Origin of the sequence: Parapedobacter sp. ISTM3, assembly GCF_016533505.1 — a bacterium.
GTDB classification, from domain to species: Bacteria; Bacteroidota; Bacteroidia; order Sphingobacteriales; family Sphingobacteriaceae; genus Parapedobacter; species Parapedobacter luteus.
Window position 1 is genome coordinate 43,558 of sequence record NZ_JAENGN010000020.1, and the last position, 21,443, is coordinate 65,000.

Genomic DNA, 21,443 nt, shown 5'->3' on the forward strand with positions numbered 1-21,443 from the left:
ATGAAACGTGCTATCCATGTAGGCTTGTGGCTACTTACTTCTGTTGGACCGGTCTTAGGACAGGGGCGGCAGGATGCAGGCAATCCCCAGCCGGCAAAGACCATCGGAGCTGCCACCGCAAACCATCAGAAGTTTGAAGGCTTTTTTGATTTTTATTATGACAACAGCAGCGGCAAGATCCTGCTGGAGGTCGATCGGTTCGATGAGGAGTTTCTGTATTTCAGTGCGATCGCCGCAGGAGCCGGCAGTGCAGCCGAAAAGGGACGTGCGACTTCCTACATCGTCAAATTTGTAAAGGTAGGGCCCAAAGTTTTCCTGTTGCGTCCGGAGTATAATTACCGTGCAGTGAATGGCAATGAGGACGAGGTGAAATCCGTAGAAACGGCGTTTGCCAAATCGATTATTTGGGCATTCAATCCGGTGGCTGCGGAAGGCGGCCGGGTATTGGTTGATTTGACGCCATTCCTGATTCGCGATAGCCAGGGCATTGCGGGGAGCCTGGCTGGTGGTGGTAGTCGTGGCGGTGCTGCCGGTGGTGGGAATGCGTACCGTGTCGATGATAGCCGTTCAGCTATTTTCATGGAGAATACCAAGAACTTTCCGAAAAACTCGGAATTCGAGGCGGTCGTCACCTTTGCAGGGGGAGCCTCAGGTGGGGGTGGCGGTTTTGGCCGCGGGGGCGGCATTGCGCCGGATCCTGCAGCGGTGACACTGCACCTGCACCAGTCCTTTGTGGCGCTTCCCGAGCCGGGTTTCAACATGCGGAAGTTTGATGCTCGTTCGGGCTTCAACGCATTTACCTATATGGATTTTTCCGCTCCCATGGAAGAGCCGCTGACCAAGCGCTTTATCAGGCGGCACCGCTTGCAAAAGAAAGACCCTCAGGCGGCGATTAGTGAGCCTGTGGAACCTATTGTGTATTATGTCGATAGGGGCGCGCCCGAGCTGATTAAAAAAGCGCTTATCGAAGGGGGGGCGTGGTGGAATGAAGCGTTTGAAGCTGCGGGATTCCGCAACGCCTTCATCGTCAAAGAGCTGCCTGCCGATGCTGATCCGATGGACATCCGGTACAACGTGGTTAACTGGATCAACCGGAGCGGTAGCCCAAGGGCGTTTTCGTATGGCTCTTCGTATACCGACCCCCGTACCGGTGAAATCATCAAAGGGGTAGTCACCCTGGGGGCTGATAGGCACCGCCAGGACTACCTGATTGCCGAGGGGTTGTTGCAGCCTTATGAAACCGGTAAGCCGGCTTCTAAGCAGATGGAAGAAATGGCCCTGGCGCGGATAAGGCAGCTGTCTGCCCATGAAATAGGGCATACGCTGGGTTTCATGCATAATTTTGCGGCCAGTCCCAAGGGGCGTGCGTCGGTCATGGATTACCCATTCCCGCGTATTGATCTGGATAAAGATGGAACCCTTAGCTTGGACAGCGCTTATGGTGTCGGGATTGGCAGCTGGGATATCCGGGCAGTTATCTGGGGATACGCTGAATTTCCGCCGGGCGCAGATGAAGATGCTGAACTTGAAAAAATTATGCAGGAGACGCTGGCGCAGGGGCACCAATATATACCTGACATCGGCGGGTATACTCATCCGGTGTCGCACCAGTGGGATGATGGCGTGGATCCCATTGAACAACTGCAACACCTGATGAAGGTGCGCCGATTGGTTCTTGACCGGTTTTCAGAACGGGCCATACGCGACGGGGAGCCCATGACGACGATACACGAAGTGCTGGTGCCGGCCTACCTGCTGCATCGGTACCAGATCGAAGCTGTGGCGAAAAGTGTGGGCGGATTGTATTTTACGCATGCTATCAAAGGCGATGGGCAGGAGCCTACGCGCATGGTTGAGCCGGACCGGCAATGGAAGGCTTTCGATGCGCTGATGACTACCATTACGCCCGAAGCGTTGGCACTGCCCGAAACGCTGATTCAAAAAATACCGCCCCGCCCATCGGGCTATCCCCGTAGCATCGAGCTTTTCTCAGGGAATACCGGCCCCACATTTGATCCGCTTGCTGCTGCGGCTTCGGCGGCTACCGAAACTGTTGCGTCGCTGCTCAATGCCGAGCGGGCTGCCCGTCTTGTGGAATACAAAGCGCGGGATAGCAAACAACCCGGCTTGATGGCAGTACTGGACAGGCTACTCGCCGAAACATGGGGCAAGCCTCTTGCTACTGGTTATGCCGGCGCGCTGCAGACCACGGTAAATCACCTTGTGCTCACACACTTGTTGAAACTGGCAGCGGACAAGGAGGCTTCAGGCATTGTACGGGGCCAGGCATTGCTAAAAATCAACGACTTGAAAACAAGGCTACAGGCGGACCTCAACTCGGCTAATGACGAGCAAAAGGCACAAGCGTTATTTGCGGTGTCTCAGATTGAGAAATTTGAGAAGGATCCGGATGAGTTTCAGCCGGGACGTACGTTTGAAATGCCTCCGGGAGCGCCCATCATGCCTGGCATGGATTTTCTACGGCATAGCCACACGGAAAATTGCGGACATTTTATAACGAACTAGCCGGTTGACCGGTTTAAGAGCCTTGGTGGCCAGGGTCCATGCTTTTATGCTATGGATGCTGGCCACCAAGGCGTTTTTATGTTGCGGGTTAGTCCCTTAGTTTTTCCGCTCCGGCCTTGATTTCGTCGACAATGCCAGGATCAAGCAAGGTGGTGGTATCGCCCAGACTGGCGGTGTCGCCCTCGGCGATCTTCCGGAGAATGCGCCGCATGATTTTGCCTGATCGGGTCTTGGGTAGACCGGACACAAACTGAATCTTATCCGGCTTGGCGATGGCGCCGATGATGCGGCTCACGGTTTTATGAATGTCTTGCCGGGTGAGGTCTTCATCTAAATGATGTTGGCTGGCAATAACAAAGGCATATATTCCCTGGCCTTTAACCGCGTGGGGATACCCGACGACTGCCGATTCGATTACGTCACTGTGCATATTGATGGCGTTTTCTACTTCGGCGGTACCAATGCGGTGCCCGGAAACATTTAATACGTCATCTACGCGCCCGGTAATGCGGTAATAGCCGTTTTCGTCGCGTAAACAGCCGTCACCGGTGAAATAAAGGTTCTCATAGGCGGAGAAGTAGGTTTGGCGGCACCGCTCATGGTCGCCGTATGTGGTGCGGAGCATCCCTGGCCACGGGAATTTAATGCAAAGATTCCCGCTCACGCCATTTCCTTCGATCTCGTTGCCGTTTTCGTCCACCAGGATAGGCTGCACGCCGGGAAGGGGGAGCATGGCATAACCCGGGACTGTCGGCGTTACGCCGGCAATCGGCGAAATGAGGAAACCGCCTGTTTCGGTTTGCCACCAGGTGTCAACGATGGGCGCTTGGCCGCGGCCTATTTTTTCGTTGAACCAGTGCCAAGCCTCTTCGTTGATTGGCTCGCCGACCGAACCAAGTTTGGTAATACTGCTTAAGTCTTTGCCTTCGACAAATTGATCCCCTGCCGCCATCAAGGAGCGGATAGCCGTTGGCGCGGTGTACACAATATTGACGCTGTGTTTTTCGACGATATCCCACAGGCGGCCGGCGTCGGGCCAAGTGGGGATACCCTCGAACATCAACGAAGTAGCACCTTGCGAAAGCGGGCCGTATATAATGTATGAATGGCCTGTTATCCAGCCGATGTCTGCTGTACAGAAGTATACTTCGCCGGGTTGATATTGAAATGCATTGGCAAATGTGTACCCCGTGTAAACCATATAGCCCCCGCAGGTATGCACCACCCCCTTGGGTTTGCCTGTGGAGCCGGACGTATATAAAATGAACAGCATGTCTTCAGCGCTCATTTCTTCGGCAGGGCATGGTGGATTGCCTTGGGTTTCTACCTTTTTGATTTCATCTTCCCACCAGACGTCCCGACCTTTGATCATGGAAACCGCCGTACGGGTACGGGTGAGTACGATGACCCGTTCAACGGATTTGCATTGCACAAGCGCGTCGTCCACGATGCTTTTTAACTCGATGATCTTCGTTCCCCGGTATCCGCCGTCGGCCGTAATGACTAACCGGCAGTCTGCATCATTGATGCGGTCTGCGATGGATTGCGCTGAAAATCCGCCGAAGACGACGGAATGTATGGCTCCAATACGTGCACAGGCCAATACTGCGATGACCAGCTCTGGCACCATCGGAAGGTATATGCATACCCGATCACCTTTTTGAACACCGTTGTTTTTCAAGACATGGGCAAATTGTTCAACCTTGTCAAGCAATTGTTTATAGGTAAGGATGCGGTAGGCTTCATTGGGATCGTTGGGTTCCCAGATGATGGCTGGCTTATCGCCAAGCTTATAGATATGGCGATCGAGGCAATTTTCGGTGATATTGAGTCTCGCGCCTTCAAACCATTTGATTTTTGGCTCCTTGAAATTCCAGTCTAATACGTTGAACCATTTGCGCCGCCAATAAAAATTTTCGGCGATAGCCGCCCAGAACTCCTCGGGTTTTTCGACGCTGTAACGGTACACTTCTTGGTATTCTTCAAATGATTTGATTTGTAAATCCATGTTTAGTTTATCTTTTTATGTGTTATTTTGTTGGACAACACGTTGGCCTACTTTTGGTTTTTAACGTTGGCTAATTTACATACTTTTTGGAAAAAAGAGAATTTTCTGCCAAATGGCGCGTAATTACTTTATAAAGGTATTGGATCTTTTGCTATTTAGCAACGTGTTCATCGCGTGTTGTGCCGTGGCTCAGGGGAGCTTGTCTTACTTGTTGCTTTCCTTGCCGATGGATTACGCTGTCTTGGCTATACTGGGCTGTGCAACGCTGGCATTGTACAATTTCAGTATGATACTGGCAAGGCCCCAGTATCCCGAAACGTCGCCTTATCGGCGGGTACGTTGGATATTTCGCCATGAACGGTCGCTATGGGGATGGACGGCGGTGGCATTGGCCGTCGCTTTGCTATTGGGATTCCAGCTTCACCTGCCTTCGTTCCTGCTGTTGGGCGCGGTAGGGGCCATGGGACTGGCTTATAACGTACCGCTTATTCGCATGAAGGGCGAAAGGCGTTGGGTCGGCCTCAGGCAACTGACAGGAGTCAAGTTGTTTTACATCGGCGCAGTGTGGGCAATGAGCTGCGTGTTGTTACCGGTGGCCGAAGCTTATCACGATGGGTTCGCTATCGCTTGGACGCAGGTTGGACAGTTGGCCGCGTGGGTGTTTTTGTTTGTGGTGGCTATCACAATCCCGTTCGATGTGCGGGATATTTATCAGGACAGGTATTATGGGCTGAAAACGATTCCTGTATTGGTCGGCGAGCGAAAGGCGCTTGCGCTGTCGGCTATATTGCTGGTGATCCATATCGGTTGGGTATGGGCAAGCGGGCATGCATTGGACGTTCGTGCTGCCTTGTCCGTGACTTCATTGTTTTGCCTGCTTGCTATCCTGTTTCCACCGATGAAGAAGAATGAGTACTACTATTTCCTGGTGCTGGACGGGACGATGCTGCTTCAGTTTTTGGTGGTATGGGCTGCAAATTAATGGATGGTCGCTATCTCGTCCACACGGGTGTAGCAGCGCGGCGGAGTAGCGCGGCCCATCGTTTCATGCCCTTGGTATCATCAAGCGAGACATACGCGGTCAGGAATTCGACAACATCCAATTGCGTGTTAAACTTTTCTTTTTTTAGCCGGTTTAGGATCAATGCCGTGGTTCGGCGCAGAAAGACACGTACGATTTTGTCCAAATGGGAGACGGGTTGTGGAATGATCACCTTCCCCCGTGTACATGCGCAAATCACTGCTGACCAATAGATACAGAAAAATGCTTCGAAAATGGGGGAAGTACTGTTGACGAAATTTTTGTTGGCAGCGGGCTTCTTGGCCCTACGGAAGGCGGCATATTGCTGTGTAAAATAGCTGATCAATCCTTGCCTGATTTCTTCGGTATCTTCATGGCATTTGGCAAGCTGCTCTTTGAAGAAGGCAGAGCGTTGTCGGAAGTCCCGGGTCGTGTAGTGTATCAACGATTGTTGCTCGCGGTTAGGCGTTTCATCCATCAACTTCTTCAGGCTAATGGTGTTGAAAAAGGATAGCTGGTGTGAAAAGTAACGGTTTATTAGGTCATTCATGGCAATTAGACGCTATTGTTAATCAAACATACAAGTTTTAGTTGTTTTTTCTTAATTTTAACGTAAAAATCGTTAAAACTGTTAACCTGAAAACCAAGCGTTATGAGGGGTCAATTGTCCGTATATCCTGACGAAGAGACTGATCGGTTGATTGTCAGCTTGTTGTGGTGTATTCCGCAATTCATAGCCGAAATGAAAGACACGTCGTTGCTCAGAAAAGTGTATTTTACCATGCGCATCCACGAGCATCATTTGGGGTATGTCTGGTATCGGTTCCAGCGTTACTTTTCGTATCGGGCTTCTGCCGCGAGCGGGTTACCCCCTCATGACGGTACTCCGTATTCCAAGTCCGAGTACATCCGGGTCTATCAACAGCCTTCGCAGTTTGACCTTGATCGGGCGTCTTTAGCGGGGATGATTTGTGCGATGAGCGAAATTTTTGCCAGTGTGTGCACGGTTTATCATATCAATACCAGACGTTACCATTATTTTGGCGAACCCCATACCGTAAGCAAACGGCTGTTGCAGGTAGCTCAAGACAACCTGCCTTTTCCCGGTACAGATGCCGAAAGCGATGCGGTGCATGAGGATATGGATACCCTGTTTGAAGATTGGGAAAGCGTTCTCTTGCGTCCGTTCATGGTGTTTATATTCCGCTACCTCCGGGATGAAGGATACAATTGGCAATACCGTTCGGACTATCTTGCTGCTTCGAAAAGAATCGAATCGGGCGCATTCGGTCACCGGAGTGGTCGCAGCGAAGACGACGAACAAGAGGAACCGGACGGCTATGAGCTGCAGCCCGTTGAACCGGAAGATCTGGCTCCGGGCGCCGACCAATACAAACAACATGGTCTCTCAGACATTTCTTTTGAATCCAGCTATATCGAGTTCGTACAGGAAGATCCCGAACCGTCGGTCAGTGCTTATATTGAGGTGTACGGTGTAGAGCCAGACGGGTATCCGCCGCGTATGGACGAATACTAAACGGCCGAGAGATAGTTGATGATTTTTTCGGACAATACATCGGCTATCTTGAAATAACTCTCTACGCTCCAGCCAGCGACATGCGGGCTCAACACCACTTTTTCATGTCCAGTCAACGGGATAAACCACGGTTGCTTGGCCAGATCAGGAAATTTCTCCACGGGTAATACGTCGAATGCAGCGCCGAGTATCCGCCCCTCGTCGAGTGCCTTGAGGATAGCGGGGATGTGAACAATTTCGCCGCGGGCGCCGTTGAGGAAGAAAATGGGTTTGCGAAAATGGAACAGGTATTCATCATCTATCATGCTACGCGTCTCCCGGGTGAGCGGGATGTGGAGGCTAAGGACATCAGCCCGCTTGACCACTTCTTCCATGCTGACCTCGGTGGCGTAGGCATCGCTGAAACCTGTTTTGTATTTGTCATAGGCAATGACCGTGACGTCAAAGCCGGACAGCTTGCGCGCCATAGCCTGCCCGTTGTTGCCGTAGCCAATAAGTGCTACCGTGCGGCCACCCAGCTCCAGCCCGCGGTTTTCTTCGCGTCGCCATAGTCCTTGCCTAACTTCCAGGTTTGCCCGGTTGAGGTTATTCATCAACGCCAGCAGCATGCCTACCATGTGCTCGCCCACCGCATCGCGGTTGCCCTCCGGTGCATTAAGCAGCGTTATCCCTTTTTTCTGCGCATACGCATCGTCTATATTGTCCATACCGGCGCCGCCGCGGGCTATAAACCTTAGTTGCGGAGCGGCGTCCATAAACGCGGCGTCGACCTTGAACTTGGATCGGATGACCAGCCCTGTGTATTGGGCAATAATCTGTAGGGCTTCTTCTTTTCCGATATCGGGCTGGTATTCAAACCCAATGCCGGATGCCTGCAACTTGGAAATGAAAATAGGGTGGATGTCATCCACGATAAGGACTTTGGTAGGGGTATTTGTCATATTCGTTGAGCAATATCTTGAGTTAGTTGAACAAAATCTGCTACGGTTAATCGTTCTGCACGGAGATCATACACGGGGTTGTCACCCATTTGATCTTTGGGAATGACGGTAGCCAGCGCATTCCGCAACGTTTTACGTCGTTGGTTGAAGGCAGCCTTCACCACCCGCCAAAACAGCGTCTCATCACAATCGAGGTACTCCATCGCATTGCGGGTAAGCCGGATGACCCCTGAAAGCACTTTCGGCGGTGGGTTGAAAGCGCCTGCCTTAACGGTAAATAAGTATTCTACATCGTAATAGGCTTGGATGAATACGCTCAATATCCCGTAAGCTTTGCTGCCCGGCTGGGCGACACAGCGTTCGGCTACCTCTTTTTGAAACATACCGACCACCTCTATCACGCGCTGGCGTTCCTCCAGTATTTTGAACAGGATCTGGGAGGAGATGTTATACGGGAAATTGCCGATGACAGCCAACTTGCCGGTGAAGTGCGATGCAAAATCCAGCTGTAAAAAATCGCCGTGGATGAGCTTGTCGCCCACCTGAGGGTATTTGGTTTGCAGGAATTGAATGGATTCGCCATCCACATCAATGAACCAGGTTTGGTAGCGGTCTGCCTGCAAGAGAAAATCCGACAGGATACCCATGCCCGGGCCCACTTCCAGCACGATTTGATACCCCAACTGAGGCCTTAGCGCACCGACGATTTTGGCGGCGGTATTCTTATCGGTAAGAAAATGCTGGCCAAGGTGCTTTTTGGCGCGGACACTGCTCATGGACGAAATGGATTTTGGGCAAAGATAGTTTTTTTGTTGTTTTGTTTTTGGAATAATAGGCAGGCGATAGGCGATAAGCATGAGGCTTTAGGGTGGCAGACCTTCGGGGCCATAGGCCAAGATGTTTTACGCAAATAGGTGGCTGCTTACAGTGAATCAAATCATGAAAGAAATAGCCAAAATACTTATATTCGGTGGTGGGCTGCTCCTCGTCTTGGGGGTTGTTGTCTATTTTCTGGGTGACAAGCTGAAATGGTTTGGCAACTTACCCGGGGATATCCGGATAGAAAGGCCGGGGTTTAGCTTCTATATGCCCATCACCAGCATGGTGCTCTTAAGTGTCGTATTCAGTGCCGTGATTTGGTTGGTACGCAAATTGTTTTGAGTGCATCCGTTAAAATTCATACTTTTGGTAGCCAAAGCAAAACGAATGCGGATATGAGCGACAAATTGAAAATAGGAATTTCCATCGGTGATGTAAACGGTATTGGGTTAGAGGTGATTATTAAAACATTGCTGGATAACCGGATTCTGGAGTATTTTACGCCGATTGTCTATGGGAATACCAAAGTTGCTTCATTTCATCGCAAGGCGCTGGGTATTAATGATTTCAGTTTCAATGTCATCCGCGATCCTGAACAAGCTCATGGCAAACGTCCAAATATCATCAATTGCTGGCAGGAGGAAGTTAAGATCAGTTTGGGCGAAGAAAATGAGATTGGCGGCAAGTACGCATTTCTTTCATTGAAGCACGCCGTAGATGATCTGTTGGCAGGCAAGGTTGACGCGCTGGTAACCGCTCCGATCAATAAACATAATATCCAGCAGGATGAATTTGATTTCCCTGGGCATACCGAATACCTCCAATCGCGGACAGCCAGCGGAGATGTTTTGATGTTTATGATTAGCGATAATCTGCGCGTAGGCGTGGTCACGGGACATATTCCCGTGAAAGATATCGCGCCCAAATTGTCGATTGAGACGATCGTCTCGAAGCTGGCGCTAATGGACGCGAGCCTAAAACAGGACTTTTGGATTCAAAAACCTAAAATAGCGGTGTTGGGATTAAATCCCCACGCGGGAGATAAGGGGCTCATCGGTTTGGAAGACGAGACGATTGTCACCCCGGCGATTGAGCAAGCCAGGGCGGCAGGCATTTTTTGTTTCGGCCCATATCCAGCCGACGGCTTCTTCGCATCGGATACCTATACGAAATTCGATGCCGTGCTGGCTATGTACCATGATCAGGGGCTTATCCCCTTTAAGCATATTGCTTCGCGGAGCGGCGTAAACTATACGGCTGGCTTGCCTGTAGTCCGTACGTCTCCGGACCATGGTACCGGATATGATATCGCAGGGAAGAACGTGGCCACTGAAACGTCTTTCCGTGAGGCGATTTTTGCCGCTATCCATATCGTAGAACGCAGGCGTGAGCAAGAGGCGTTAATGTCAAACCCGTTGGTGACCAGGCGATTGGCCCGTGATAGGGACTAATCAGGCTTGACTGATGGCCGATTACCCAATCGAATGTGTATTTTTGCCGCCGCACACGATTTGGCGATGCCGAGTACAACCATGAAAAATTTTTTGCAACATCCTATATTTTCCGTACTGCGGGACATCGCCGAGGCCTCCCGTACGGATTGTTATGTCGTTGGCGGCTATGTGCGAGATAAAATCATGGGCCGTGATTTCAAAAACGATATCGATATTGTGGTGATAGGGAGTGGTATCGATTTTGCAAAACAGGTGGGTAGCCGGTTAAACACGAAAGTGACTGTCTATAAAAACTTTGGGACGGCCATGTTGACCTACGGGTCGCTCCAGATCGAGTTTGTTGGGGCCAGAAAAGAATCGTATCGGACGGACTCGCGTAAACCTATTGTCGAAAACGGCAGCCTGCAAGATGATCAAAACCGACGGGATTTTACCATCAATGCCATGGCGCTTTCCTTGAATAAGCATAATTTTGGAGAGCTGTTGGACCCATTTAATGGGCTTGCTGACATTGAGCACCGCATTATCCGGACGCCACTAAACCCCCGGGAGACATTTTCTGACGACCCCTTACGCATGATGCGGGCAATACGGTTCGCTACACAGCTGAATTTCAAAATCGATATCCAGGCGATCCGGGCGATACGCGACAATACCCAACGGATAGCAATCATCTCCCGGGAACGCATCATTGATGAGCTGAATAAGATTATCTTGGCACCCAAACCTTCCATCGGTTTTAGGTACTTGTTCGATACGGGGCTGCTACATCTTGTCTTTCCGGCTATGGCCGATCTTCATGGTGTGGAGGTCATCGACGGCAAGGGCCATAAAGATAATTTTTACCACACGTTGGAAGTGCTGGACAATGTGGCCGAGCGAAGTGATGACTTGTGGCTCCGCTGGGCGGCCATTATGCATGATATCGCCAAACCCGCAACCAAGCGTTTCGATAAGCGGCATGGCTGGACATTCCATGGCCACGAAGATAAAGGGGCGAGGATGGTGCCCAAATTGTTTGCGGAGCTTCGGTTGCCGCTCAATGATAAAATGAAATTCGTGCAAAAGTTGGTGCTGTTGCATCTCCGGCCAATCGTATTGGCTCAGGATATCGTGACCGATTCAGCGGTAAGGCGGCTGTTGTTTGAGGCGGGTGACGATATTGATAGCCTCATGATGCTTTGCCATGCTGACGTGACCACTAAGAATGAGTATAAAAAGAAAAAATACCGGCAAAATTTCGAGCTGGTCAAGCAAAAACTAAAAGATGTAGAGGAACGGGACCAAATCCGGAATTGGCAACCCCCGGTATCTGGTGAAGATATCATGGCGGCATTTGGCTTGAAGCCCGGCAGGGAGGTGGGCATTATAAAAAATGCGATTCGTGAAGCGATATTGGAGGGCGAAATCCCTAACGACCGGGAGAAAGCCTACCAGTTTATGCTCGAAAAAGGGAAAGAACTGGGGTTAAAATAGCGGGTTTTAACGTTTTCCAATCGCTCGACTTTCCAATTTTCGACCGCTCCAACTTTCCAAGTTCCGACTTATTTTCTGATATTCGCAAAAAATCGCATTAACTAACTTATACAAAAGGCGCGTCATGGCTATCTACCGGTTTAGGATTTCATTTGAGGACTATGATGATGTGATTCGAGAGATTGATGTGTTGCCTAAGCAAACGTTCTTAGATTTACACCAAGCTATTCACACAGCTTTGGGCTATAACCCTGAAGCATCCTCATCCTTTTATGTGAGTAATGATCATTGGAAGAAGGGAGATGAAATCGCTTACTTACCCGACGAACGGAAAAAGGAGCGGGGCGTGGCATTGATGGAGGAATCGAAGCTGAATAAATTCATTGATGACCCGCACCAAAAATTCTATTACGTATATAACTTCGAGCACCCGCTTGACTTTCATGTGCAGCTTATCAAAATTTTGAAGGAAGAAGCGGGCAAAGAATATCCAGCATTGTTTAAAAGTGTTGGTCAGGCCCCTAAGCTACCGGGGGTACCGGTGGTGCCTGTGGCTACAGAGCCCACGTCTAAAAAAGCTGGCGAAGAATATGATTTTCTTCAGGAGACCGAATACGGTATTAATGAGGAAGAGGACTTAGACATGCTGGATGAAGAAGAACAGGAGGGAGAGAGCAAGGAAGAGAACGGTGGCTATGAAGAGGATTATTAGCGAGTCACGTGGCAAAAACCTTGGTGTGCATTGTGGGGCCGACCGCCATCGGCAAAACGGCCGTCGGGATCCGGTTGGCACAACATTTTCATACGGTTATCCTGTCTGCTGATTCCCGGCAGTTTTATCGCGAGTTGTCCATCGGGACGGCAAAGCCTTCGGTTGAGGAATTGGCCGCTATACCCCACTACTTCATTGATTCCCATAGCGTCTTGGATGATTATTCGGCTGGTGATTTCGAGCGTGATGCCTTGAAATGCTTGGCAGAGCTGTTTTCTCGACTGGATATCGTCCTATTGGTGGGGGGATCGGGATTGTTTGTCGATGCGGTATGCCGTGGACTTGACGATCTACCTAAGGCGCTTCCTGGTGTACGTGAACAGCTGAATAGCCTGTATGAGCAGGGCGGCCTTGAATCACTCCAAATGCGACTGAAACAAGTCGATCCGGTGTATTATGAGCAGGTGGATATCAACAATCCGCAACGGGTGATCCGCGCGCTTGAGGTGTATGAAAGTACGGGCAAACCTTTTTCGCATTTTCGGCGTCGGGCAGCAGCCGCGCGTCCTTTCAATGTGCTAAAAATTGGACTTGATACCGATAGGCTACACTTGTACGAGCGTATCAACAATCGCGTGGATGCGATGGTGGAGGCCGGTTTGCTGGGCGAAGTGAGCGCGTTGCTGCCGTTTCGGCATCGCCCCCCGTTGCTGACCGTGGGCTATGCCGAACTGTTTGACTACCTGGATGGCCGGTACACCTGGCAGCAGGCGATAGCTAAAATCAAGCAGAATACGCGGAGGTACGCCAAGCGCCAACTGACCTGGTTTAAGAAAGATCCAACAACTGTTTGGTTTGCACCGGAAGCGATTGATCAAATGGTATCCCACATAGTCAAGCATGTTGACCATGTGGATAAGCCATGAAGTTAATCAATTTTAATCCACAATAAGGTTCCAGCCGAATTCATCGTCGATGCGGCCGTAACGTAGATCATTAAGGTACTGTAGGACTTTGTTTGAAAACACTCGTTTTGCGGGATCAGGTAAGGTGTAGATCCGTCCTTCATAACCAATCTCGGTGATGGGCGTGAGTGTCGCTGCAGTACCAGCGGCGAACGCTTCTGTGACGCTGCCATCTTCAATACCATCGATCAATTCTTTTACGGATACCTTGCGTTCTTCCGCTTGATAACCCCAATGGCGGGCGATTTCAATGATAGTCCGGCGGGTAATGCCATGCAATATGGTGTCTGAGGAGGGCGTGATGATGGTATCCCCTACACGGAACAGCAGGTTGGCTGTGCCGGCCTCTTCTACATACTTGTGTTCGTTGGCATCGGTCCAAATCAATTGGTCGAAACCTTCTTGCTGTGCCAGCCGCGTCGGATGGAGTGAGAGCGCGTAGTTGCCGGCGTTTTTGGAAAAGCCGACGCCGCCTTCCGCAGCACGCGTAAAGTGGGTTTCCACTTTGAGCCGCAGTGATTTGTGATAGTACGCGCCGACGGGGCTCGTGATGACGATGAATTTATACGAGTCAGACGGATGTACACCTAACGCGGGTTCCGTACCGAACATGAACGGACGGATATACAGCGATGAACCCTCAGCACCCGGCACCCAGTCGCGATCTAAATCGATCAGCGTCTTAAGCCCGCCGATGAAAATATCTTCGGGTACTTCCGGCATTTCCAGCCGTAAGGCCGACTTATTGAACCGTTCGAGGTTTTTATGCGGCCGGAAAAGGCTCACCGTGCCATTGGCAAACCTGTAGGCTTTCATGCCTTCAAAAATCGCCTGGCCATAGTGCAGGGCAGAGGTAGCGGGGCTCAAAGACAGGTTGCCATAGGGTACAATGCTCACGTCTGTCCAATGCCCGTCCACATAATCGGCCACCAGCATGTGGTCGGAAAATGTTTGACCAAATTTCAGGTTGTTGAAATCGACTTGCGGGAGTTTCGACTGCCGTGTTTGCTCCACGCGGATTGCTGTTGTTGCTGCCTCGTTCATAACTGTAATTGCTTGGCACGCAAGTTAGCAAAAAAAGCGGATTGGAAGAAATCCTTTCTTCCAATCCGTCGCGGTTTACGCTGTTTGATCGACGACGTCGGCCTCAGGGGCGTTGCGCTTGACGGATTCGATTCCTTTGTCGCGTCCGGAAGCACTTTCATACAGTTCACTTGAGCCGATGACCTGCCCATTAGAAGCTTTCAGGTTGAAGAACAACTTACCGTTTTTGGCTTCTTTCCGTTCATAACGGCCATCATTTGCAGCGTTTTTCTTGACGGATTCGATGCCGTTGACGCAGGCGGCCTTGGTGGTGTAGCCCTCGCTTGCCAAGATGATCTCCCCGTTGCCAGCTTTCAAGTTAAACTGAAACTCGCCGTTCTTGCGTGTGGTGATAACAAATTTTCCCATGGTTACCGATTTTGATGTGAAAAGACAAAATGATTGTCTCGACTAATATAGAAACCATCGGGAAAATATCAAATATTCATTTCAACCACGCGCGGGTGAACAACTGTTGCTTTTGTCAGGGCTTTTTCAATGCTTCCTGAAGTTCTTGTATGGCCCTTTCCAATTGGGGGTCGTTGTCCTCCAGTCTATCCATGAAGGTGTTTTCGACATGGATGTCTGGGGATACGCCCGTCAACTCCAGGTTGTCACCGTCAAGCGTATAACAGCCCCATGCCGGCACGCGGTACATCGATCCATCGACGAGCCCCTTGGCCGAGGTGAAAATAATCCACCGGTAGGTCTCGGTGCCTATAACAGTACCCAGCTTAAGTGCTTTGAACCCCGCGGCCGTCATCTCCGCATCGCTCAATGACTGTTCGTTAATGAGCAATACGATCGGTTTGCCAGCGGGGGCAAAATTGCTTTGCGGCGAACGTTTGCCTCCTCGGTATTGCCATTGTAAATAGGGGCGCTGGGAAAGGAAGCGCAGTACCTCATCATGGACATTACCGCCGGTATTGTAACGGAGGTCAAGGATGATCGCGTCTTTGTTGTTTTCCTGTTCGACCATATCCAATAGGAACCGCTCAAGCTCGCCGCTCCCCATGTTTTTCATATAAGAATAAGCGATGCGGTTATTGCCCAAGGAATCCACCCTCCGGCGGTTGCTTCTTATCCATTCGTCGTACAATTGGTCGCGCAATGCCGCACTGCTCTGCGGCCGTACCTTGGCCGTGATTTCCTTCCCTCCACGACTGAATGTCAGCACCATCTCGTTGGCCAATGATGGACGGGTGAAGTAGTAATCGCGGTCGGCCTTGCTGTCTATACGCTGGCCATCAACCGCTACCAACACGTCTCCGGGCTGTATATCCACGTCCTTTCTCGAAGCGTTGCTATTTGTGACGATGTGGTGCACGCGGTAAGGATTGTCTCTGTCGAAGATGATGCCGGTTTCGTTGGTTGCGTAGGTAAGGTTTTTGCGCTCCTCGGGACCACCGGAGCTGAAGCCAAGGTGCGACGAGTTGAGTTCGCCGAGCATGTCATTGAGCAAGATACGGAGGTCAGCTCGGCTATTCAGGTAGGGGAGATAGGTGGCGTAGCGTTTTTTGATCGCCGCCCAGTCGACCCCGTGGAAATTGCTGTCGTAGAAGTTTTCCTCGATGCCGGCCCAGGTTTCGTAAAACAGCTGCCTAAATTCCTTTTCAAGGTTTCGCTGGAATTTGAATCCGATGTCTAACTTGTCCAGCTTGTTGCCGTCGATATTATATTTCTGTATGGCTCCCCGGGAGAGCGCATAAAACTTCCCGTCTGCTTCGACCAGGTTGCCGGCGCCGCCGTCGACTACTTTTTCGGTTTTGTTTTCCTCAAACGGTTGAATGACGGTTCGGAACAATGCGCTGCGGCCGCCCTCATGGTTGGAATAATAAAAGATGTAGGTTTTTTCGCCTTTCTTGAAAATGGATGTTCCGCCTTGAGTACCAAATGTCGGGCCGATGAGGGTAATTCGATCGAGTAAACCCTGCGTATTGATGACAATCGGCTCGGCGGCCTTTTTATCGTTTTTGGTGGAATCTTTTTTATTGTCTTCGTTCTTTTCTTCGAAAAGCGCGTCGAACTTATCCATGCGGTAAGGCTCATCGACATTGTCCAGGGCCATCCGATAGATGCTGGCATCACGCATGCCCGTTGGATAGGATGGTTTGGTACGGTTGCTGGCAAAATAGATGTATTTTCCGTCCGGCGACCATACCGGCGACGCCTCGGAGACACCGGTGTTGGTCAGGTTGATGGTTTGCTTACTGGCGAGGTGGTGCACAAAGATGTCTTGTTCAAAATTGCGGTAAGCCGTGAACAGTACGTACGCTCCATCGGGCGAAAACGAAGGTTTGGAGTTTTGGAAGGCCCAGATTTCATCGTTCACGACCGTGTTACTTTTCAGTGTTTTAAGATCAAGGATACGCACTTCGTCCCGGCCACTGAGGTAAACACCTTGTGTACGGTCATTGTTGAGGGTGATATCCCGGTTGTTGCGTAGGTCTGTCGTATGCTGCTTGGGTGCCCCCGTACCGTCGGCGGAAGTGGTGAACCAGTTGAGGTAACCATCGGCCGTCTGGTTGAAGAGGAGCGTTTTGTTGTCGGCAAGCCATTTGACCTCCATGATGCGTTCGCCCGACGATGGCATTTGGCGGATGAATTTGCCATCGATATCGCTCACGAACAGCTCACCGCGGGAAACGAACGCCAATTTTTTGCCGTCCGGCGAAACATCGAAGTAGCTGATGTTGTCTTTCGCATCAAACTCCTGTGACTTGCCCAGCACCATGTTGCGATTCAGGGAGATGGGGGGCTGCACGGTTTTTTTGCTCGCTACATCGTATACAAACAATTGGTAGTCCTTTTCGAACACCACCTTTTCGCCGTTTGCAGCGACGGCCGGTCGTTTAATGGATGTATTGAAGCGGGTGAGGGGCGTTTTCTGGCCGTTGACAAACGTATATAGGTTGTATTCGCCGTTGGCTTCATCCGAAGCGAAATAAATGTTGCCCTGGTTGTCCACGGTCGTCCAGAAGTCTTTGCCTTCGTAATCGGTGTATCGCTTGAACGCGCGAGTGCCTGGATGGTACGACAGGATGTCGGGGTTGAATGCCCCTTTATACCGCTTACGGTTTGCCGCGGAGTAGCTCTCCCAAGTGTTGTTAAAGAGCAGTTCGCCCGATGGTGTTTCCACGACGCCGTGGATGGTGTTGAAATAATGGGGAAACAAGCGTTTGGCGGTGCCTCCGCTTACATCAACCGTGTAGCTGCTAAAGCGATTGTACCGGCCCGAGGTAAAATAGATGGTCCGGCTGTCCCAGCCCCAGCTGTCGACTTCGTCGGCAGCATCGTGGAACGTAAGCTGCCGGATATCTCCGCCCTCAAGTGGCATCACATACACATCAAAATTTCCGAATTGATTGGAGGAAAAGGCCAGCCATTGGCCATCCGGCGATATACGGGGTGCCATTTCATCACCCGGCATCGCTGTAAGACGCAATGCTTGTCCACCAGCTGTTGGAACTTTCCAGAGATCGCCCTCATAGCTGAAAACCAGGGTTTTCCCATCGGGGCTTAAGGTGGGGTGTGAAAGGAACGTGGCAGCAGTTTGTGATGAAGCTGGCATAGGAAACCACAATGCTGCCGCAAAGAGGCAGGAACAGAAGGTATTCATTTCGTGCGTATTTAGTTGTATTGCCGGGCAATATAGCAAAAAAGCCGTAAACGGCATTAATTTACCCAAGCCCGGGATGTGCCTATCATTTTGTCGTAAATACCCCTCCATATTGGCGCATGATGCCAATGTCAGCTGTTGCGGAGCTTCGTAACTTTGTAACGTAATGTATTCGGCCCCAGTCCGGCCGGTTTTTAAACATCAAAAAAATGTATAGATGGAAAAGATGCAATTTAAGACCGTTATCAGCGCACCTGTAGCTGAAGTGTACAGCAAGATGATTGGCAAGGAAACCTTCAAACAGTGGACAGCAGTATTCAACCCAACGTCTGACTTCGAAGGTGGTGGCGTTGAGGGAAATTGGGAAAAAGGATCGAAAATCCTATTTGTCGGAACCAACGCGGAAGGTAAGCGGGAGGGGATGGTAGGCTATATCAGGGAAAATACCCCAAATCGATATGTATCCATCGAATACGCGGGTATCTTAGATGACGATGAGGAAGTTACTGAAGGTCCGATTGCTGAGGCTTGGCAGGGCTTCGAGAATTACACATTTGAGTATCAAGACGGATCCACCATCGTAACCGTTGATATCGATGTAAATGACGAGATGGTCGATTATTTCCGGAAAACGTATCCCAAGGCGCTGGATAAACTGAAAGAAATTTGTGAAGCATAACGGATGAGACACTTGAAAACCTGTCCGAACGGACATCGGTATCACAAAATCAGTGATTGCCCCGTATGCCCCGTTTGTGAAGCTAAAAGGGCGCCTTCGACGGGTTTCACGTCTCTATTGAGTGCACCTGCTCGTCGGGCACTTGAACATGCGGGCATCGACTCGCTGGCGAAGTTAGCGTCTTACAGCGAAAAGGATATTTTAGCTTTGCACGGTATGGGGAAAGCTTCCATGCCGTTGCTTCGCAAGGCATTGGCGGAAGCCGGGCTAGCCTTTAAGTCATGAGCGCATCAACCGCTGAAATCCAGCCAGCGCCTATCTTCCTTGGTTTCCGCGATGGCCGCTTCCCGGGCTTGGATAGTCGCTTCATCCGGATAAACCCGTTTCCCCGCGCGGTCGACGAATAGCTCCTCGCCGTTTAGTTTGACCTTGGCCATGCCGTGGATAAAGATGTCCCCGTCATCGTAGATGATGGGAATGCAAACCTGATAGGCTGAATCCAGGTATCCGATTTTTCCGTCATTGACCACCCAGGCCATCCCATCGGCTTTAAAAGGGCCTATCCGGTCGTAGATGGGTGGACACAGCTCCCGGAAGAGGTAGTCCACAACACCGGTTTTTCCGTTTTTCCGTACGGTGGCGCGGTTGGCATGGAAGGCAGATACCCTGTCGTATTGCCGGTCATGGAGCAGGTACCCATGCCGGTCGAATATCCGCGCGCCGAGGCTGTCGGTTGCGATGATGCGGTTGTTCGCATAGTCGATGTCCACTGCATCGTAGTCGAGCGGTATGACGACGCGCCCTGCGGTGTCCAGCACGCCGCGCCGGCCATTGCGTATGGCCACGGTGACCGGATAACGGAAATAGGAAAGCTTTTCGTAATGCAACGGCAGGATTTCGCGGCCGAGCCGGTCCACAAACCCCTCGCCGGTATCGCTGACTACCCGGGCACGGTTGTGGTGAAACGTTTCGACCGTCCGGTAACGCAATGGGATCACAACGGCCATGGAAGTGTCGATCAGTCCCGACAGTTGATCCCGGGTGGCGTGAAAAAGGTCATCAGGCATATACGATGATCGGTACATGTTATCATACGGATAATCCGTGATCTTCCCTGTGCGGCGGTCGACCAGCAGCGCCCGCTTCGGCCGGTCGGTATACCAGTATCGGGCATTAAAAATCTTGGGAGGTTGAAAGCCCAGGCTGTCGATGATTTCGCCCGCGGTGTTGATGGTGTGGTAGGACGGTATGTCGTAAGGGGACTTCGTTACCCAGCCGATGCCATATGTGTTGAAGGCGCTGCCGCCGGTATACATCAACGGAATACGTACCGCTCCCATTGTGTCTACGTAGCCAATGCGACCGGATTGATCCACCACCAAGGCGCGATTGCAAGTAAACGGAAGGGCAGATGGGTAGTCGGTTAAGGCAACAGTATGCCCAGACCGGTCGATGAGCGCGGTCATCCCGCCTTTCCGTACCCAGGCCCGGTTGCTGCTGAACCGCATCCGCGCATAATGCCGGTTGTCAAAGGCATCGAATTGGAAGGGAATCGCCAATCGGCCGGCGGTATCGATGTATCCCCATTTGCCATCTTTTTTAACGGCTGCGAGTCCTTCGCTGAATGTGCCGGCATCTTCAAATGCCAGTTCATATAACAGGTGGCCGGCGGAGTCTGCGTATACATAATGGTTGTTGTTTTGGTGGCAGAGGTATATCCCTTCACCGGCGTCATAAATGGCGTCAAAGACGACGGGTAAAATCAACCGCCGCTGATTTAGATGGAATAGGCCCACCTTTCCCGAATGGTTCTCGATGGAATAATTCCCGTCGTCCCGGAGCTGAACCCGGCGGTATCGCGCATTGACAAGCAGCCGCCCGTTTGCGTCGGCCAGTCCAACGCCATCCTTTCCCGTGAGGCGATAGTCCCCTCCGGCAAGCGGTTCAATGGCGGTATACACCAATGGCAGCACCTCCACGCCATGGGTATCGATCAGCCCGAAATGTCCGTTTTTCCGCACCCTGGCCAGCCCATTTCGGAATGGCGTGGCATCCTCGTATTCCAACCGGGTTATCCGGTTGCCTGTGCTATCGATGAAACCATAGTGCAGCCCATCGGCCACTACGGCGCGGCCTTCCTGAAACGGCAGCGCGTAGTCATACCGGGGGCGGACAACCCACTTCCGCCTTGCATCCAGGTAGCCATACTTACCGCGGATTTTTACCGGGGCTACCCCATCGGAAAAATGGCCGGCCCGTTGATACTTGAGCCGTCCCCAACGTCCCCCCGTTGACGTAATGAACCCGGCGCGGCCGCCGCGCTGCACCACGGCAAAGCCGTCATGGAAATCGTCTCCCCAATCAAACCGTGGTGTGATGAACCGTTTTGACGATGTGTGGATATAACCCCAGCGCGTGTCCTGACGGATGCGCTGCCAACCGCAGGAGCGATCGCCGATATAGTCCAATGTGGCGGGTTGGATTTCTATAGCGGTAGCCAGCCGTTTTGTGGTGCATGACGACCATAGGACAGCTGCCAGGCCGATTAACGGAAGTATGGAGGAGTTGCTTGTCATCGTTTTCAAAATTAAGCGGCGAAGCTC

Annotated in this window: 18 protein-coding genes; 10 read left to right on the forward strand and 8 right to left on the reverse strand. The window is 51.3% G+C overall.

Translation table 11 applies throughout. From position 1 onward, the window contains the following. On the forward strand, nucleotides 1–2,526 hold the full coding sequence (locus JHJ32_RS20210; RefSeq protein WP_079716463.1) for a zinc-dependent metalloprotease: 2,526 nt from the start codon (nucleotides 1–3) through the stop codon (nucleotides 2,524–2,526). A gap of 88 nt (nucleotides 2,527–2,614) precedes the next feature. On the opposite strand, the gene acs is transcribed toward JHJ32_RS20210, so the two are convergent. Continuing rightward, a complete protein-coding gene (gene acs, locus JHJ32_RS20215; protein ID WP_200122192.1) occupies nucleotides 2,615–4,534 on the reverse strand; it encodes an acetate--CoA ligase in 1,920 nt (639 codons plus the stop codon). Between the two features lie 112 nt (nucleotides 4,535–4,646). On the opposite strand from acs, the gene JHJ32_RS20220 reads away from it, so the two are divergent. Beyond that, a complete protein-coding gene (locus JHJ32_RS20220) occupies nucleotides 4,647–5,516 on the forward strand; it encodes a UbiA family prenyltransferase (protein WP_200122193.1) in 870 nt (289 codons plus the stop codon). 10 nt (nucleotides 5,517–5,526) lie between these two features. Here JHJ32_RS20220 and JHJ32_RS20225 read toward each other — a convergent pair whose 3' ends face one another. Next, nucleotides 5,527–6,105 carry a hypothetical protein gene (locus JHJ32_RS20225; protein ID WP_079716460.1) on the reverse strand — a complete coding sequence of 193 codons (579 nt, stop codon included), beginning with the start codon at nucleotides 6,103–6,105 and terminating at the stop codon, nucleotides 5,527–5,529. A gap of 102 nt (nucleotides 6,106–6,207) precedes the next feature. On the opposite strand from JHJ32_RS20225, the gene JHJ32_RS20230 reads away from it, so the two are divergent. After that, nucleotides 6,208–7,092, forward strand: a complete 885-nt coding sequence (locus JHJ32_RS20230; RefSeq protein ID WP_200122194.1) for a hypothetical protein — start codon at nucleotides 6,208–6,210, stop codon at nucleotides 7,090–7,092. On the opposite strand, the gene JHJ32_RS20235 is transcribed toward JHJ32_RS20230, so the two are convergent. Next, nucleotides 7,089–8,033 carry an NAD(P)-dependent oxidoreductase gene (locus tag JHJ32_RS20235; RefSeq protein WP_079716458.1) on the reverse strand — a complete coding sequence of 315 codons (945 nt, stop codon included), beginning with the start codon at nucleotides 8,031–8,033 and terminating at the stop codon, nucleotides 7,089–7,091. The genes JHJ32_RS20230 and JHJ32_RS20235 overlap by 4 nt on opposite strands. Next, nucleotides 8,030–8,809, reverse strand: a complete 780-nt coding sequence (gene rsmA / locus JHJ32_RS20240) for a 16S rRNA (adenine(1518)-N(6)/adenine(1519)-N(6))-dimethyltransferase RsmA (RefSeq protein ID WP_079716457.1) — start codon at nucleotides 8,807–8,809, stop codon at nucleotides 8,030–8,032. Before rsmA ends, JHJ32_RS20235 begins: the two co-directional genes overlap by 4 nt. Nucleotides 8,810–8,972: 163 nt before the next feature. Between rsmA and JHJ32_RS20245 the strand changes: the two genes are divergently transcribed. The 5 genes from JHJ32_RS20245 to miaA all read left to right on the forward strand — a co-directional run bounded on the left by JHJ32_RS20245 (nucleotide 8,973) and on the right by miaA (nucleotide 13,420). After that, nucleotides 8,973–9,194: a DUF2905 domain-containing protein gene (locus JHJ32_RS20245; protein WP_233632779.1), complete on the forward strand. Its 222-nt coding sequence runs from the start codon at nucleotides 8,973–8,975 to the stop codon at nucleotides 9,192–9,194. A 53-nt stretch (nucleotides 9,195–9,247) separates the two neighbouring features. Next, nucleotides 9,248–10,303: a 4-hydroxythreonine-4-phosphate dehydrogenase PdxA gene (gene pdxA, locus JHJ32_RS20250; protein ID WP_200122195.1), complete on the forward strand. Its 1,056-nt coding sequence runs from the start codon at nucleotides 9,248–9,250 to the stop codon at nucleotides 10,301–10,303. Nucleotides 10,304–10,384: 81 nt separating this feature from the next. Then, nucleotides 10,385–11,782 carry a CCA tRNA nucleotidyltransferase gene (locus JHJ32_RS20255; RefSeq protein WP_079716455.1) on the forward strand — a complete coding sequence of 466 codons (1,398 nt, stop codon included), beginning with the start codon at nucleotides 10,385–10,387 and terminating at the stop codon, nucleotides 11,780–11,782. A gap of 124 nt (nucleotides 11,783–11,906) precedes the next feature. After that, complete coding sequence (locus JHJ32_RS20260) at nucleotides 11,907–12,494, forward strand: hypothetical protein (RefSeq protein ID WP_200122196.1); 588 nt, start codon at nucleotides 11,907–11,909, stop codon at nucleotides 12,492–12,494. Between the two features lie 8 nt (nucleotides 12,495–12,502). Then, nucleotides 12,503–13,420, forward strand: coding sequence for a tRNA (adenosine(37)-N6)-dimethylallyltransferase MiaA (gene miaA, locus JHJ32_RS20265; protein WP_200122197.1), 918 nt, complete (start codon nucleotides 12,503–12,505; stop codon nucleotides 13,418–13,420). Nucleotides 13,421–13,432: 12 nt separating this feature from the next. Here the strand turns inward: miaA and JHJ32_RS20270 are convergent, their stop codons facing one another. From JHJ32_RS20270 to JHJ32_RS20280, 3 genes are all read right to left on the reverse strand, one after another. Continuing rightward, nucleotides 13,433–14,503 (reverse strand): branched-chain amino acid aminotransferase, encoded by a 1,071-nt coding sequence (locus JHJ32_RS20270; RefSeq protein ID WP_079716452.1) that lies wholly within the window; start codon nucleotides 14,501–14,503, stop codon nucleotides 13,433–13,435. A 75-nt stretch (nucleotides 14,504–14,578) separates the two neighbouring features. Then, complete coding sequence (locus tag JHJ32_RS20275; protein ID WP_079716451.1) at nucleotides 14,579–14,911, reverse strand: YegP family protein; 333 nt, start codon at nucleotides 14,909–14,911, stop codon at nucleotides 14,579–14,581. Nucleotides 14,912–15,026: 115 nt separating this feature from the next. Next, complete coding sequence (locus JHJ32_RS20280; RefSeq protein WP_200122198.1) at nucleotides 15,027–18,161, reverse strand: S41 family peptidase; 3,135 nt, start codon at nucleotides 18,159–18,161, stop codon at nucleotides 15,027–15,029. Nucleotides 18,162–18,378: 217 nt separating this feature from the next. Between JHJ32_RS20280 and JHJ32_RS20285 the strand changes: the two genes are divergently transcribed. Beyond that, nucleotides 18,379–18,840 carry an SRPBCC domain-containing protein gene (locus tag JHJ32_RS20285; protein ID WP_200122199.1) on the forward strand — a complete coding sequence of 154 codons (462 nt, stop codon included), beginning with the start codon at nucleotides 18,379–18,381 and terminating at the stop codon, nucleotides 18,838–18,840. Between the two features lie 3 nt (nucleotides 18,841–18,843). Continuing rightward, nucleotides 18,844–19,125: an RNA polymerase alpha subunit C-terminal domain-containing protein gene (locus JHJ32_RS20290; protein ID WP_079716448.1), complete on the forward strand. Its 282-nt coding sequence runs from the start codon at nucleotides 18,844–18,846 to the stop codon at nucleotides 19,123–19,125. A 5-nt stretch (nucleotides 19,126–19,130) separates the two neighbouring features. On the opposite strand, the gene JHJ32_RS20295 is transcribed toward JHJ32_RS20290, so the two are convergent. Then, entirely contained in the window at nucleotides 19,131–21,416 is a 2,286-nt protein-coding gene (locus JHJ32_RS20295) for a WG repeat-containing protein (protein ID WP_200122200.1), read from the reverse strand. Nucleotides 21,417–21,443 lie beyond the last annotated feature (27 nt).